At 48.6% G+C, this 14,180-nt stretch carries 16 protein-coding genes and 1 pseudogene; 16 read left to right on the top strand and 1 reads right to left on the bottom strand.

Annotated elements, in window-relative coordinates; all coding sequences use genetic code 11:
• A partial coding sequence (locus BUC26_RS20430; RefSeq protein WP_073379067.1) for an IS3 family transposase occupies nt 1–283 on the bottom strand: 283 nt, incomplete at its 3' end.
• A 198-nt stretch (nt 284–481) separates the two neighbouring features.
• On the opposite strand from BUC26_RS20430, the gene BUC26_RS20425 reads away from it, so the two are divergent.
• From BUC26_RS20425 to BUC26_RS20345, 16 genes and pseudogenes are all read left to right on the top strand, one after another.
• Complete coding sequence (locus BUC26_RS20425; RefSeq protein ID WP_073379065.1) at nt 482–1,087, top strand: PIN domain-containing protein; 606 nt, start codon at nt 482–484, stop codon at nt 1,085–1,087.
• Between the two features lie 139 nt (nt 1,088–1,226).
• A complete protein-coding gene (locus BUC26_RS20420; RefSeq protein WP_161949904.1) occupies nt 1,227–1,631 on the top strand; it encodes a GIY-YIG nuclease family protein in 405 nt (134 codons plus the stop codon).
• Nucleotides 1,632–2,220: 589 nt separating this feature from the next.
• Nucleotides 2,221–2,763, top strand: a complete 543-nt coding sequence (locus tag BUC26_RS20410; protein WP_143166103.1) for an endonuclease/exonuclease/phosphatase family protein — start codon at nt 2,221–2,223, stop codon at nt 2,761–2,763.
• Nucleotides 2,764–3,048: 285 nt separating this feature from the next.
• Nucleotides 3,049–3,495: a hypothetical protein gene (locus BUC26_RS23180; RefSeq protein WP_143166102.1), complete on the top strand. Its 447-nt coding sequence runs from the start codon at nt 3,049–3,051 to the stop codon at nt 3,493–3,495.
• A gap of 149 nt (nt 3,496–3,644) precedes the next feature.
• The gene (locus tag BUC26_RS20405; RefSeq protein WP_073379060.1) at nt 3,645–4,343 is read left to right on the top strand and encodes a type 1 glutamine amidotransferase; all 699 of its coding nucleotides are present in this window, start codon (nt 3,645–3,647) and stop codon (nt 4,341–4,343) included.
• Nucleotides 4,344–4,659: 316 nt separating this feature from the next.
• Nucleotides 4,660–5,463 (top strand): methyltransferase domain-containing protein, encoded by an 804-nt coding sequence (locus BUC26_RS20400; protein WP_073379059.1) that lies wholly within the window; start codon nt 4,660–4,662, stop codon nt 5,461–5,463.
• A gap of 283 nt (nt 5,464–5,746) precedes the next feature.
• Nucleotides 5,747–6,082: a hypothetical protein gene (locus BUC26_RS20395; RefSeq protein ID WP_143166101.1), complete on the top strand. Its 336-nt coding sequence runs from the start codon at nt 5,747–5,749 to the stop codon at nt 6,080–6,082.
• A 287-nt stretch (nt 6,083–6,369) separates the two neighbouring features.
• Nucleotides 6,370–7,902 (top strand): glutamate synthase-related protein, encoded by a 1,533-nt coding sequence (locus tag BUC26_RS20390; RefSeq protein ID WP_073379056.1) that lies wholly within the window; start codon nt 6,370–6,372, stop codon nt 7,900–7,902.
• A 228-nt stretch (nt 7,903–8,130) separates the two neighbouring features.
• On the top strand, nt 8,131–8,454 hold the full coding sequence (locus tag BUC26_RS20385; RefSeq protein WP_073379055.1) for a YajD family HNH nuclease: 324 nt from the start codon (nt 8,131–8,133) through the stop codon (nt 8,452–8,454).
• A gap of 89 nt (nt 8,455–8,543) precedes the next feature.
• Complete coding sequence (locus tag BUC26_RS20380; protein WP_073379053.1) at nt 8,544–9,113, top strand: hypothetical protein; 570 nt, start codon at nt 8,544–8,546, stop codon at nt 9,111–9,113.
• 70 nt (nt 9,114–9,183) lie between these two features.
• Entirely contained in the window at nt 9,184–9,540 is a 357-nt protein-coding gene (locus BUC26_RS20375) for a DUF488 domain-containing protein (protein WP_073379052.1), read from the top strand.
• 264 nt (nt 9,541–9,804) lie between these two features.
• Nucleotides 9,805–10,356, top strand: coding sequence for a cysteine hydrolase family protein (locus BUC26_RS20365; protein WP_073379051.1), 552 nt, complete (start codon nt 9,805–9,807; stop codon nt 10,354–10,356).
• A gap of 192 nt (nt 10,357–10,548) precedes the next feature.
• Nucleotides 10,549–11,150: pseudogene (locus tag BUC26_RS20360) on the top strand (uracil-DNA glycosylase family protein).
• Between the two features lie 312 nt (nt 11,151–11,462).
• Entirely contained in the window at nt 11,463–12,065 is a 603-nt protein-coding gene (locus BUC26_RS20355; RefSeq protein ID WP_073379049.1) for a DUF3786 domain-containing protein, read from the top strand.
• 170 nt (nt 12,066–12,235) lie between these two features.
• A complete protein-coding gene (locus BUC26_RS20350; RefSeq protein WP_073379048.1) occupies nt 12,236–13,117 on the top strand; it encodes a DMT family transporter in 882 nt (293 codons plus the stop codon).
• Between the two features lie 138 nt (nt 13,118–13,255).
• Nucleotides 13,256–14,179 carry an MFS transporter gene (locus tag BUC26_RS20345; RefSeq protein ID WP_208609851.1) on the top strand — a complete coding sequence of 308 codons (924 nt, stop codon included), beginning with the start codon at nt 13,256–13,258 and terminating at the stop codon, nt 14,177–14,179.
• Nucleotide 14,180: the final 1 nt, after the last annotated feature.

Below are 14,180 nucleotides of genomic sequence, written 5' to 3'. Positions count from 1 at the left end.
CGGACTTTTTTTTCAACCAGTCGAGCTCCACCTTCAGCTTGCCAATCTCGCTGTACAACAGTTCAGGTTCTCGATGTGCCGCGATCGGTGTAGGACCTCGCTTTCCTTCAAAGAGCGTTTTTGCCTGCTCTTGAAGTTCCTTCTTCCAATGCCCAACCGTAATAGGGTGGACCCCAAATTCTTGCCCTATCTCGTTGAGCGTTTTTATCCCTCGCAATGCCTCCAGAGCTACCTTGGCCTTGAACTCGGGAGTATGGAACTTTCTCTTCTTTCCTTCACTCATCTTTTCCTGTTCCTCGGGATTGCGTCTAGCTTAAACTACTGTCTTAAAACTGGGGTCCACTATAGCTTGCCCGTGGTTATGAATGAAGAAATTCTCAACCTGACAACTCACCAATTCAGACGGGCAATTCACTTCGCTCGATTGCCAGCCGGATATGTGGAGTGTTAAAGAATAATAATCTGACTATGGGAAAATCCCGTGCCACCAAATAATTACGTTCTTATCGATTTTGAAAACATTCAACCTAAAAACCTAGAAATACTAAAAAAGCACCCTTTCAATATTCTGGTGTTTGTTGGCGAAAACCAAGTCAGGATTCCTTTTGAGATGGCTAACGCTCTCCAAGAGTTCGGAAAAGAAGCCCGGTACATCAAGATATCGGGTAATGGTCCAAACGCATTAGATTTTCATATTGCCTGTTATCTTGGTCAACTATCAACCGAAGATAAAGATGGTTATTACCATATTGTTTCAAAAGATACGGGATTCGATCCTCTAGTTAAACACTTGAGGGCCAGAAAAGTACGCGTAAACCGAGTTAACGATCTTGCTGAAATTCCAATACTTCGAATATCAAATACAACCGACAATGACGAAAAAATTAGTGCTATAGTTAAAAACCTTGCTGGTCGCGGTCAATCAAGACCAAGGAAAGTCAAAACTCTTTCAAATACCATCAACTCTCTATTCACAAAAAAACTCGAGGAAAATGAACTGGTAACAATCATTAATAGTCTCAAGGCCAAAAAATATATTTCGGTAAATCAAGATAACGTGTCGTACAATTTGCCCAAAAGTCTATGAAGAAATACTCTTCCGAAATTCTTCCCCGCTGCAGTCTAAAAATTCCAGTTCATTTCAAGTTAGGGACGTTCTGAATATGCATCCAGTATTCAAGGAATACATAGATTCATGGGAACCTGCTTTTCAACGACTGCTACAGATGAAACCTGTTTCAGTAGTGACCCTGCCGCGCCAAATGCCAATGGCCGGTATTTATCTATTTTCTGAAAAGGATTGCCATCTTTACGTCGGCAGAACAAACAATCTACGGAGAAGACTGCAGAATCACTGTCATCCAAGTTCAGGACACAACTCTGCTACTTTTGCTTTTAGGTTGGCAAGAGAACTTACTGGTATTGTGCAGCCGACATATGTTTCTAAGGGTTCTCGTGTAAGTCTCCAGCAACATCCTGTTTTTGGCCCAGAGTTTCTCACTCAAAAGAAGAGAGTAAGAGAAATGCAGGTACGATTTGTTGAAGAGTCTGATCCAATGAAGCAGGCTCTTATGGAAATGTATGTTTCGGTCAGTTTGAGTACGCCACATAATGACTTTGACAATCATTGATACGCCTAAAAGAGACAGGCAAAGGGCACTTCCAGTGTCGCACCACTGTTGCAATTATTCGCTGAACGAAAATGAAGAAACGATACGAATATTCTCGGAAGCCCATGACGTGCCCCTACTGTAAATCATCTTCCATCGCTACTATTCTCTATGGTTATCCGACATTCTCCTCCAAGCTTGAGGCTGACCTGAAGAAAAGACGGATCGTGCTTGGAGGTTGCTGTGTAACCGGAGATGATCCAACATGGCGGTGTACTGCGTGTGAATCCTTGATGTTCCGGAAGAAGGATTGATATGACAAAATACGATATCGACTTGGTTTCTGTGTCCTACGCCTTCTCTATGTCGTACCGACCTGCATTTGACGACAGTCTCACTCTCGACAATCAGGCGTAAGTGGATATCGAGCACATGCGCGAGGCAGTCGAAGTGGCCGCTATGGAGATTCTGGATTTTGTCGGGAAATTCTTCGGGTTATTGACGACCTGAAAAAAAGATGGCCGGCTACTTCTCTGTCTTTGTTTCCTTCTCTGACCGGATGAGTAGATAGTACAGCGATTTTATAGCTGAACCTTATATTGAGAGAATAGTGAAAATCGGACTTTGGAATATTGATCATCCTGAAAAGGAATCAAGAAGTTCAAGACGAATCAGAAGATTTACAGAAATAACACGTTATGTCGAAAAACGGGACTGCGATCTGCTTATTTTGACTGAAGCAAATTCAGCCATTAATTTGAAAGGATACACTCAATATTTAAGCGAGGAAAGTCCATTTTATAATAAAAACAGGTGTTACGATCTTCCTAATAAGTGTCACCAGGTCGCGATTTTTAGTAAGAACCCGTGCGTACAAATAGCAATCGCTGAACCGATTAATGGTGTTCTGTGTGAGGCCGAATATAATAACCAGCCCATATTCATTTACGGCAATGTCATCACAATCAAAGATCAATGGAAGAAAGACAGTGACAAAAAGCACAAAGATCGCCTTGGTGAGCAAATTTGGCTGTTTGCACAATTACTTGGCAAAAAATTTATCATAGGAGGTGATTTTAATTTAAAAAAGGGTTGGTTACAAAAAAGTATAGCTTATCAACATATGTTTGATTTTGTGAAAAAAACAATTTGAATTGGCCAACATCAGAGCAAACTAATTCAGTCCAACATGTAATTTGCCCTGATTCATTTGAGACAACGGTCGAAATAGATTCCTCGGTTCAGCATGAGAAAGGTAAAACGAAATCATTGAGTGATCATCCCTTTTTAACAATCAATCTAAAATAAACCAATATAATGTATCATATACATTTAACTAGATGTTCCACTTGATATATGCCACCTTGCGGGACAGGCCGATGAACTTATCGTTACGCAGCCAATATTTTCATACAAATATCTATATATCGGAGAAAAAATGAAAACTACTAATCAATTATTAATTTTAGTCTTGATGTGTATGTTTTTTCTGTGCTTCTGCGGTTATTCTTTTGCAAAGTCACAAAAACCGCCATTTGCAAGTGTAACAATCTATGGAAAAACTGATACCAAATTTAACAGAGTTTCTCTTTTTAAATCAGGTGGCGATATAAAACCTTTTAAAACTGCAAATATTGGTTCAAATGGTAAGTATTCCATTAGTATCAGTATTCCTAAAGACATGATTAAAAAAGAGGGCTATTACATGTCCGATATGAGATTTTGGAATGATGAAAATAACAACCGAGTAAAAGACCAAGGAGAGGCTAGAAGTCAATGTCATTTTGTGATGTGGCACCCAGATTACAATAAAGTTGTAATGCAAGTTTATCAGGGTGAAACATTTGAGATCAATAAATCCAGACATCAATATAACTGGCAATAGCAACTTAATTTCAAGAGCTTAAAATGACATAATTGCGCTTACCAGTCGCTCAACATTGACTGCGGGAACAGCACCGCAGCAAGTTAGCTTTGCCGGATGCGGTTTCGCGCGCAGCTCAGATAAATCGTTAGTTCTATAAAGATATTGATATGCGGGCACATTATTTTCAGCATGTACCATTTGAGGGCTTAGGTTCTATTGAACCGTGGCTTCTTCACGCCGGTTATGAAATATCAGCAACAAAATTTTTCGATGCTGGAGTTTTGCCCGAAATCGAAAAGATTGATTTACTTGTTGTCATGGGCGGACCAATGAGTGTCAATGATGAGCGGGAATATCCTTGGTTGGCAAAAGAAAAGGAATTTATCAGAAACATAATTGCAGCAGGAAAACCCGTTCTTGGCATCTGTTTGGGTGCGCAACTCATTGCCAATGCAATGGGAGGCGAGGTTTTTCCAAACTCGGTAAAAGAAATTGGGTGGTTTCCGATTGAAGCGGTAAGCTCTTCTGGCAATTCTATTTTTCAATTTCTCCACGAAGCCGTGGTATTCCATTGGCACGGTGACACCTTCAATTTGCCAGGGGGAGCGGTTCACCTGGCAAAAAGTAAAGGATGTATCAAACAGGCCTTCCATATTGGCACCAATGTAATCGGCTTGCAGTTCCACCTGGAAACCACGCCAGTATCTGCCAAAGCAATCGTCGACAATTGTAGAAATGAACTCGTCGGTGGTGAATTCATCCAATCAGAAAAAGAAATTTTATCTGCCCCCCAAGAGCGTTATTCGTCAATCAATAGCTTAATGGCGAGAATCCTGGAATATTTGCACGCAGGCATCGGCACATAAGGCGGTCCTATACTGGTGACGTTGTAATGTCAGCAAAGTCTGAACACTCAATATGTATCGGGAAAGGTGTAGCCAGTATAGTTCCAACTGCCTCAAGGAGAAATTCCCTCCAGCAAATACGGTACTCATCCACCCTAATGCATTCCTCGCTTCGGATTCATACTTTGTGAACTGCAAGACTCATCGTCGAATTTGCCTTGATAAAGATGTTGGCCAGTAGGTTATGCGTGATGTTAAAAAAGAGGTTAGGCGAGAGGCATGATCGATAAGAGATTCATTCCTTCGCTGATATCGCTGGGCAGGGAGAACGAACAACATGAACACAGCATATGTCCACGGATACAATCCGCGTGAGAATATTCGTCTGCAAGATCAGGCGACGACATTGGTCGATCTGTTGCATTCCGATACGACATTTCCAGTCGGAAGCCGGGTCTTGGAAGCCGGTTGCGGTGTTGGCGCACAAACGGTGACATTGGCGAAGAATAGTCCCGGAGCTTCTATTGTATCTGTTGATATATCGGAGCATTCGGTCGAGCAGGCTGAACTGAAGATCCGGGCGGCGGGGCTGGCCAATGTCCGGTTCCAGCAGGGGGATATTTTACAATTGCCCTTTGCTTCAGAGTCATTTGATCATGTCTTCGTCTGTTTTGTTTTGGAGCACTTGAAAGAGCCGGGCACTGCCTTGCAGAAACTGAAATCATATCTGCGGCCGGGTGGAACAATTACGGTCATTGAAGGTGATCATGGATCTGCCTACTTTCATCCCGATAGCGATGCAGCACAAGCCGCGATTCAATGCCAAGTCGAATTACAGTCCCGAGCGGGCGGGAACGCGCTGATCGGGAGGTCGCTGTATCCGTTACTGGTTGCTGCCGGCTATCGTGACGTATGGGTGTCTCCTCGGATGGTGTATGCCGACTCCAGCAAGCCGGAACTGGTCGACGGATTCACGAAGAATACCTTCACGGCGATGATTGAGGGTGTACGTCAATCGGCGGTTGAGAAAGGCATCATAGATCCCGCTATGTTCGATAAAGGAATCGAAGATCTGTATCGGACGACCGAGCCGGATGGCACTTTTTGCTACACATTCTTCAAAGGCATGGGGAAAGCATGAATGCTGAACAAGGCTTTTTTACCCCAAGCTCGGTTTTCAGCCTTACGATGTCAAGCGAAGGATCGATTACAACAGCGATCGGGTGACACTGATTCACCTGCCAGTGGAGAGACAAGGCAACGTAACCGGTCGGTCAACCGGACGCTAAAAGCGTGGCGCTGTTGGTTCCCTCGGTTGGCGTTCCGGTGCCGGTTATATCATCGTTTAAAGGGATGGTCCTGTTGATGCCCGAAAAAACGAGAATTCACTGTAACAGAAAGTAATTCCGTAGAGCGTTACAGCCATGACAGAGCAGAAAGTGAGTTTCCCTCCTACCGACTTTTCTCATACCGTGCTTCCGGTTGTAAATAAGACGGTATTTCGTATGGGTGTCGCCGGTAACTACGGTATCGACTCCACTGATATCAAATGGGCCGCTGACCAAGGAGCAAATTATTGGGTTTGGGGAAGAGGTTTCGGCAAAGTAACAGACGGGATCAAAGAGGTCATTAAACCTGATCGAGAGAACCATGTAGTTGCTATGCTCGGGTGGGGCTATTTCGGTTGGCAGGTGAGACGCAGTGTGGAAAATGCCCTGCGGAAACGGTGCAATGAGACAAGGACAATTAGAACCGGATGAAATGAACTGGATACGGGAGTATGGTAAATTGGTCAAATCAAAGAAGAGACTGGACTACGTGAAATAGATTCGAATTCTCGTACCTTCAATTGAGTGGTCGATTCGCACCATGCGCTTTGTAAGAGATATACTCAATCTGAGCAGCATTCATAATAGTCGAAGTAATTACCAAGCAATGCCTCCCAGAGAAGCGTCAAAAACCGCGCTCGCTGAAGAATACGTTACCGCGTTTAGAAAACGAAAATAAATAGGTACAGTAAAAACTGATTTCAGAAAAAAGGATTGATATGTCTTATTCACCAAAATTGAGTTCAGGATTTACATTTGCAAAAAACCGGAGTGCTTTTATATCTCCTCAATCGGGAATGTGCTCATTTTGCACTCAAGATTGTAACGGCACCTGTGAACTGGCACAGGCGGCTGTTTTGGGGGCACAAACAGTATACCCAACAACAACCGGAAACAACCAAATTGCGTCAGAAAAAGATTATCCAATCGATTTTTCGCACTTTAATATCAACGGCCATGTATTCGGTGCTCAGGGAGTCAATGAAACCTGGGACGAAGCCACCATTTTTAATGTTAATCTTGAGCGGACCTACGGCTTTATTAATCCGGTCAGGATGGCAATGCCAGTCATCCTGCCTGCATTGATTAAACTTAACTGGCAGGATTACTTTTCTGGAGCTGCCATGGCCGGTGTGACTTGTGTGATTGGTGAACATGCCAGGAACAATGATCCTGATCTCAAAATCGACAACGGAAAGGTTACGGATTTTCCATTGTTACAAAAAGCCTTTGATTGTTTCCTTCGATATGACAGGGGATACGGGCAGATTGTGCTGCAATGTAATGTGGATGATGATCTCATGGGGGTTCCCGAAATTGCCATAGAAAAATATGGAGCTACCGCCATTGAAATTAAATTTGGGCAATCGGCAAAGGGAACCCAGCCAGTCATACGGGTAAAGGATCTTGAAACCGCACTTGTCAAACAACAGCACGGTAATCTGGTTCACCCCGATCCTAGTGATCCCTCCGTGCAAAAAGCCTATAATGAGGGTGTTTGCCCGAATTTCTACACCTATGGCAGATTGCCCTTGTGGACAGAAAAAACCCTTGTAGCTCACATTACAAAACTTAGAGATATGGGGGCCAACAATATCTATTTTAAAATGGCCGGGTATGACAGGCTGGATATTGAACGAGTGCTCCGGCTGGCCTGTGAAGCACAGGTGGATATGGTTACCTTCGATGGAGCTGGCGGCGGTTCAGGATACAGCCCCTCAAAAATGATGAACGAGTGGTCGTTACCCACGGTCTGCTTAGAGGATGCGGTGGTCCGCTTTTGTGAACAATTGAAGTCTGAAGGATTGACCCTACCTGCAATAGTTATGACCGGTGGTTTTGCAAGTGAGGATCAAGTATTTAAAGGCTTGGCCTATGGGGATGGACATGTTTTGGGAATTGGCTTGTGCCGGGCGTCAATGGCTGCGGCCATGACTGGAAAAACAATTGGTGAACAGATAAAGGCTGGAAATGTGCCGGAAAGGTTCAAATCATATGGTTCAACAGTTGAGGAAATATTTTGCGATCTACCTGATTTACGTGCCATCTACGGCACCAGAGCAAATAAATTTCCCACAGGGGCAATTGGTGTTTTTTCTTATCTCAATAAGATTGCATTTGGATTAAAACATTTTGCTGCCCTGAATCGGAAATTCAACATGGACATTCTGGATAAAAGTGATCTCATTCCAATGACAACAGAGGCAAGGGCATTGTTAGCAAACCAGTGGTTTACACCGTTAAAAAAATAAATAGGCTCCTCGTCATTTCTACCCCAGGTTTGGTTTCCAGTCTTACGATGTCGAGCAACGGATCGATTACAATGACGATCGGGTGGCACCGATTCACCTGAGAGTGGAGAGGCATGCAACGTAACCGGTTGGTCTGCCGGACGCCACAGGCGTGGCGCTTTTGGTTCCCTCAGCTGTTGTTCCGGTGCCGGTTACATCAGCGTTATATTTTACCGGAAACTAAATGGCATGAAAAAAATTGATTATCGAAATCAAGCGTTAAAGATCTTGCCGTGGGTGTGCGCAAATTGCGGTCGTGATTTTTCAGGCAAAAATCTCAGAGAGTTGACGGTTCATCACAAGGACCATAACTATAAAAACAACCCTCCTGACGGTAGCAACTGGGAGTTGTTATGCCTTTATTGTCATGACCACGAGCACTCTCGAGACTTGGATGCCGAATGGCTACCGACTCACAATTCTGATAAAGACAAAAGAACAGCAGCCAGCCACGCCCCCTTTGCAAATCTCAACAAACTGTTGTCTGACAAGAAACGTAATGAACGAAAATAACAGATTCTTTCGTTTGCTGTTATTGGATGCTGCAAACAGCGCGAGACCAGTGCGTATCACGTTAAGATAATAGGAAAAGGTGCTCTGAGGTGAAACGAAAATCGAGCAGTAGTCCATCTTGGACGGACGTGAAGCCAACGGTTACTAATATGGATGCGAACCACCTGGTGAAGTTGGTGGCCGATTTGTATCGTTTTTCGAAGGAGAATCAGACTTTTCTCCACACCCGGTTCGGGGTCGGCGAGGACCCGCTCGCCACTTACAAGAAGACCATTGCCGAGTGCATGTATCCAGACCTGTTTGGCAACAAGCCGGTCCATATCGCAAAAGCAAAGAAAGCTATCAGCGCCTATTCGAAAGCAACCGGTGACCCCCTTGGTGAAGTGGAGCTTATGGTCACGTTCGCGGAATATGGCAATAAGTTCACCGTTGAATGTGGCGACATGGATGAAGCGTTCTACGATTCTCTCAACAGTATGTATCGGCGGGTGATCAAAAAAGTCCTCAGGCTGCCGGAAGAACAAAAAGATGGATACAAAGGGAGATTAAAGGAAATTATGACGTCATCATCTGGTATTGGCTGGGGGTACCACGACATGCTTGCCGATGACTATTACAGCGCTTTTCCAGAGAGAAGGCCGGGAGCAGCCGTGGATTGACAATCTGGTGATGGGGCGCAGTCAGTTTATGCTGGCTGTTGCGGGTATCTGAAAACGGAGGTGCGAGGCCATGGGAATCGAACTGAAGCGCGTATACGAAGCCCCATCACCGAGCGATGGGTATCGGATCCTGGTTGACCGGATTTGGCCGCGTGGGCTGTCCAAGGCAGATGCGAAGTTGGACGATTGGTTGAAATCCATCGCTCCCTCTGACTCTCTCAGGAAATGGTTCCACAGTAACCGATCTCAGTGGGGTGATTTCCGCAAGCGCTACCTTTCGGAACTAAAGAAACAGAGAGAGGAGTTGCGTCCACTTGCTGATTTGGCAACGAAGAAACGAGTCACTCTGCTATACTCCTCGACGGACATGGAGCGAAACAACGCTGTAGTTCTGCGGGAGTATCTACGCAGGCTTGGCGCCGACTGACAAGTCGTTTCTGTGAAAGCCGCAAAAAGTACGACTTCCGCAGAACTCCAGGTTCGAACAATCAAGGAAGAACATGCCTCCAGCAACCACAGCGCATGATGTATGCCGAGTCCCCTTTGGTTCATTCATTCCATTTCTGCTGATCTCGTTCGGATTGGCCTGGGGCATCCTAGGCTTGTACATTTTTCTGTCCGAGCGCATGGAAGCGCTGTTTGGACACCTTACTGGCAAACAAGCATTGACCGGAAGAAATGGAGACAGAAAATGAACACCTGCCTGATCTTGATAGACCTGCAAAACGACTATTTTGCCGGCGGAACCATGGAGCTGTACAATATTGAAAATGCGGCAGCCAATGCCCGACAGCTATTGGAGGAATTTCGAGACAAGGATCTTCCGGTAATCCATGTCCAACACCTATCAACCCGTCCCGAAGCTACCTTCTTTTTGCCACAGACAAAAGGCGTGGAGATACATGAAGTGGTGTCTCCTCAACAGGGTGAAACCGTGGTGAAAAAGAATTTTCCAAACAGCTTTCGCGAAACGGATCTTTTGGAACTGTTGAAAGAAAGAAACACCGACACTGTTGTTGTGTGTGGTGCCATGAGCCACATGTGTGTGGATGCGACGGTTCGCGCAGCATTTGATTATGGCCTTCGCTGTGTCATGGTTGAAGATGCCTGCGCAACAAGGGATTTGGTCTTCAAGGGACAAACAATACAGGCAACCGACGTGCACGCAGCATTTATGGCAGCGTTATCGGTTCCTTACGCTCAGGTCCTGACCGCCAGGGAACTGTTGGAAAACCTGGAATAACCAGAGTATTAAGAGTGAGAAAACACAGCAGCCGCGCCCTCACGCCAGCGCTCTGCATGATGACTATGGCACGGTGCTGGTTGTCGGAGGAATTGTCCAGGATAGTAACGAGCTAGAGCGAGCCGAGGCCGACCGCGAGAATGCCATCAAGAAGCGAAGATTAATCGGACGAGGATGTGCGGCGTCGCAGCGATGAATAGTTTTGACGATCTCCTGGCACAGATTCGCTCTTGCACCCTCTGTGCGGCTGAGTTACCCAACGGGCCACGGCCCATCGTGCAGATTCACCCCGCGGCGCGAATTCTCATTGCCGGGCAGGCGCCGGGGCGCACGGTTCATGAGTCCGGCCTCCCGTTTGACGACCCCAGCGGTGCGCGGCTGCGCTCCTGGTTGGGAATCACCGCCGACACCTTTTATGATCCGCAGCTGTTTGCCCTGGTGCCCATGGCGTTCTGTTATCCCGGAAGCGGACGTTCCGGCGATCTGCCGCCACCGCCCCGCTGCGCTGAAACCTGGCGTGATCGGTTATTGTCGCTGCTACCAGATCTGCAATTGACGGTTGTTCTCGGTCAATACGCTCAAGCCTACCACTTCCGCGATGGCAGATCGACGCTGACTGAGCGGGTGGCAGCGTGGCGGGATTATTGGCCGGAGCTGGTGCCGCTCCCTCACCCGAGTCCACGCAATGCGCTGTGGCTGCGTCGTATCCATGGTTCGAAGAAGAGGTGTTGCCGGCCCTGCAACAACGGGTAGCTGCAATACTGCACTCAGGACAGAAACGTTCCGGCCAGTAGCTCCAAACCTTCGGGGGCTCTTTCCTTTAGCAACAGACGCGAGCACCCGTGGATTGACAATCTGTCGATGGGGTAGCAGCGTTTATGCTGTCTGTTGCGGGTATCCGGAAACGCAGCGGACAGGACTGTTGAAGACAGCAAAACGCCCGCGGTCCTCAGGGGTATGGGACTGGAACTGACGAAAACACCCGATGCCCGGCAGCAATTGCGGGACAAGGGGATGGATTGATGACTCCGCCGAGGCCGACAACAATGCCCCGAGTTCACGGAGACGAAGCTGGCAACGATGCCCACTGCTGAACGAAGAAGACGATGACAGCACTAATCGACAAGGCCTTTTTCCAGGAACTCTCGGGGCAAGATCCGAGGGAGGTCTGTAGAAGAGCGGTATGCACGTACGACGATACAGAGAGGTCTTATGCGCTGACGGTGTGGGGGGAACAGTGCACAATCCATCCACACCAGGCGAGAATTGAATACGTTCCCGCTGGTCGCGCCCCCTTTCACCCGTATCTTGAACTCTTAATGATACATTATCTTCTCAGGGCACAAGCAATTGAACCGACACAGGCGTGGGTCTCGGAAAAAGATCTCCCCGGAGGCGCCACCTTTTTTCGTGGGCCGCACGAGATCCCGACCAGTTTGATCACCGGCAGATTCAACGATGATGTCGATAGCTTCAAGAACAGGTGTAAACACCTCATGGGGACGCCGCTTGATTTGGCAGACGCCGCTTTTTCTTTCACGATTGCACCGCGAGTTCCCGTCGCTATCCTGTATTGGGCTGGTGACGACGACTTTCCCGCCGAATCGAAAATCCTGTATGACCGATCAATTGCAGAGCCATTTGCCCTGGATGTCATTTACGCCCTGGCAGTGGGAATTTGTGAACGGGTCGGAAGCTCAAATGGCTAATTTTCTCTGCAATCCAACAGGTGGATCATTGTGCTCCGTTTCGGCCGGTCGAGGACACGGCTTGTGAAGGATGGCATAATGAAGAAGTCCATACTGTATCAATTGATGGGAGTTGGTTCGGTACGCGGAAACCTGCGGCCAGTGCTCGCGGGGGAGGATGTTGGTGACACATGGCGAATGTGAGCACCGTGTTTGTGGTGCTCGCCGCGTTCTGCTGGGGGCTGTCAGGCGGAATCGGCGGGCTGCTCATGGCCGATGGCTGGAACCCCTTCGTGGTGTCGTTCTGCCGGGGCGGCATCGGGTTGCTGTTCGTTCTCGTCTGGCTGGCGCTGCGCCCGCGCGGCAGCGGTCTGGCAAACGGCCGGTTATGGTGTTGGTCGGTGCTTGCCGGTATTGGCGTCGCCGGCAATTTCTCCTTTTATTTCGTCAGCATTGCCGAGGGCAGTGTGGCGGTCGCGGCAACGCTGATGTACTGTGCGCCGGTGTTCGTCTATCTCGTGTCCTTTGCCCTTGGGCTGGAACGGCCGTCGGTGCTGAAGTCGGCCGCGATCGTCCTGGTACTGATTGGAGTCGTGCTGCTGACAGGGCTTTATGATATCGGGTCGGGCGGCGTCACGGTGCTCGGCATAGGTGCCGGCCTGCTCTCCGGGCTGTCCTATACGGTGTTTATTTTCGCGTTCAAGTATGCGACGCCGCACGGCAGTCCACAGGCGATTCTGGTGATCGCGTTCTCAGCGCTGGTTGCCGTATTGGTCTGGCCGGGCGACATCGGCCAGGCCGTGGCCGTGTGGGGCACACCGAGTTGGCCGTTGTTCGTGGTGCTGGGGGTGCTCGGCGCGGGGGTGTCCTTCATCCTCTATATTGTCGGTCTCAGGCAGACGGCGCCGGCCGTCGCCTCGATTGTGGCCATGGTCGAGCCGGTCACCGCGTCGCTGTTCGGCGTCGTGGTTCTCGGCGAAACGCTGGTCGGCCTGCAGGTCTTCGGTATGGGTCTGATTTTGGTCACCGTGACGGCGCTCAGCGTCCATGCGAGCACTCGCTGGACAACATGATCTACCAAGGTGCGACCGGGGCCGGCAACCGCCCCTTCAGCAATGATTTCCGGTTCGTTCCGGCTGCCCGATACGAGAGGAGGATGAAGCAAGCGCGGGATCAACATACTGCAGAATCGTCATGACGAGGAGGTTGCCATGTCTGTGAGTAAACGCCATACGGCACTAATGGCCGGTTTTATCGGTAACGTCGTGGAATGGTATGACTTCGCGCTTTACGGTTACATGGCGGGAATACTTTCTACGTTGTTTTTCCCTGGAGAGGATACGCTTGCGTCGCTGATCGCCACATACGGTGTTTTCGCGGCGGGATTTCTGATGCGCCCGATCGGTTCGGGCCTGTTCGGCTGGTTGGGCGATACCATTGGGCGCACCAGGACGATGTTTATTTCGGTCATCATGATGGCACTGCCCACGGTGCTGCTCGGCTGTCTGCCCACGTACGCCACAGCGGGTCTCTGGGCACCGTCTTTGCTGGTGGCAATTCGTCTGATCCAGGGACTTTCGGTAGGCGGCGAGTTTAGCAGCTCCGTGGCGTACCTGGTGGAAACGGCGCCGGATGGCAAGCGCGGATTTGCCGGAAGCTGGGCCAATACCGGCAGTATATTTGGCATGTTGCTCGGGGCCGGTATTGCCGCGGCGACGACCAGTTTGCTGCCCGAAGCGGCGGTGCACGACTGGGGCTGGCGGATCCCGTTTGTGTTTGGCGGCGTGATCGGCGGAATCTCCATCGTGCTGCGACGGAATCTGCCGGAATCGGAGCATTTTAAACGCCATCATCGTGACCGTTGCCAGACCTCTCCTTTGTTACAGGCGTTCACGACCGATCGACTGAAGATGATCAAGGCCATCCTGTTTGCATCCGCCTATGGCGTGGTTTTTTACCTGCCACTGGTGTATTTGCCGGAGTGGCTCCACTCCCAGACGGCAATGCCCCGCCAGACGGCGCTTCAGATCAACACAGCAGCCACCGCTGTACTGCTGGCTTTGGTCCCGTTCACGGGGGTGATAAGCGACCGCTGCTGCGCAGAACACATTTTATCGGCGGCGCGATGCTGGTGAT

Source organism: Desulfofustis glycolicus DSM 9705 (assembly GCF_900130015.1).
In the GTDB taxonomy this organism is placed as follows: Bacteria; Desulfobacterota; Desulfobulbia; order Desulfobulbales; family Desulfocapsaceae; genus Desulfofustis; species Desulfofustis glycolicus.
This window is presented reverse-complemented; position numbering and strand designations above follow the sequence as displayed.

Excerpts from the sequence above, each read along its gene's own strand:
- BUC26_RS20385 (WP_073379055.1), top strand. The coding sequence starts at position 8,131 with ATGAAAAAAATTGATTATCGAAATCAAGCGTTAAAGATCTTGCCGTGG.
- BUC26_RS23180 (WP_143166102.1), top strand. The coding sequence starts at position 3,049 with ATGAAAACTACTAATCAATTATTAATTTTAGTCTTGATGTGTATGTTT.
- BUC26_RS20345 (WP_208609851.1), top strand. The coding sequence starts at position 13,256 with ATGTCTGTGAGTAAACGCCATACGGCACTAATGGCCGGTTTTATCGGT.
- BUC26_RS20390 (WP_073379056.1), top strand. The coding sequence starts at position 6,370 with ATGTCTTATTCACCAAAATTGAGTTCAGGATTTACATTTGCAAAAAAC.
- BUC26_RS20375 (WP_073379052.1), top strand. The coding sequence starts at position 9,184 with ATGGGAATCGAACTGAAGCGCGTATACGAAGCCCCATCACCGAGCGAT.
- BUC26_RS20350 (WP_073379048.1), top strand. The coding sequence starts at position 12,236 with ATGGCGAATGTGAGCACCGTGTTTGTGGTGCTCGCCGCGTTCTGCTGG.
- BUC26_RS20365 (WP_073379051.1), top strand. The coding sequence starts at position 9,805 with ATGAACACCTGCCTGATCTTGATAGACCTGCAAAACGACTATTTTGCC.
- BUC26_RS20405 (WP_073379060.1), top strand. The coding sequence starts at position 3,645 with ATGCGGGCACATTATTTTCAGCATGTACCATTTGAGGGCTTAGGTTCT.
- BUC26_RS20395 (WP_143166101.1), top strand. The coding sequence starts at position 5,747 with ATGACAGAGCAGAAAGTGAGTTTCCCTCCTACCGACTTTTCTCATACC.
- BUC26_RS20400 (WP_073379059.1), top strand. The coding sequence starts at position 4,660 with ATGAACACAGCATATGTCCACGGATACAATCCGCGTGAGAATATTCGT.
- BUC26_RS20420 (WP_161949904.1), top strand. The coding sequence starts at position 1,227 with ATGAAACCTGTTTCAGTAGTGACCCTGCCGCGCCAAATGCCAATGGCC.
- BUC26_RS20355 (WP_073379049.1), top strand. The coding sequence starts at position 11,463 with ATGACAGCACTAATCGACAAGGCCTTTTTCCAGGAACTCTCGGGGCAA.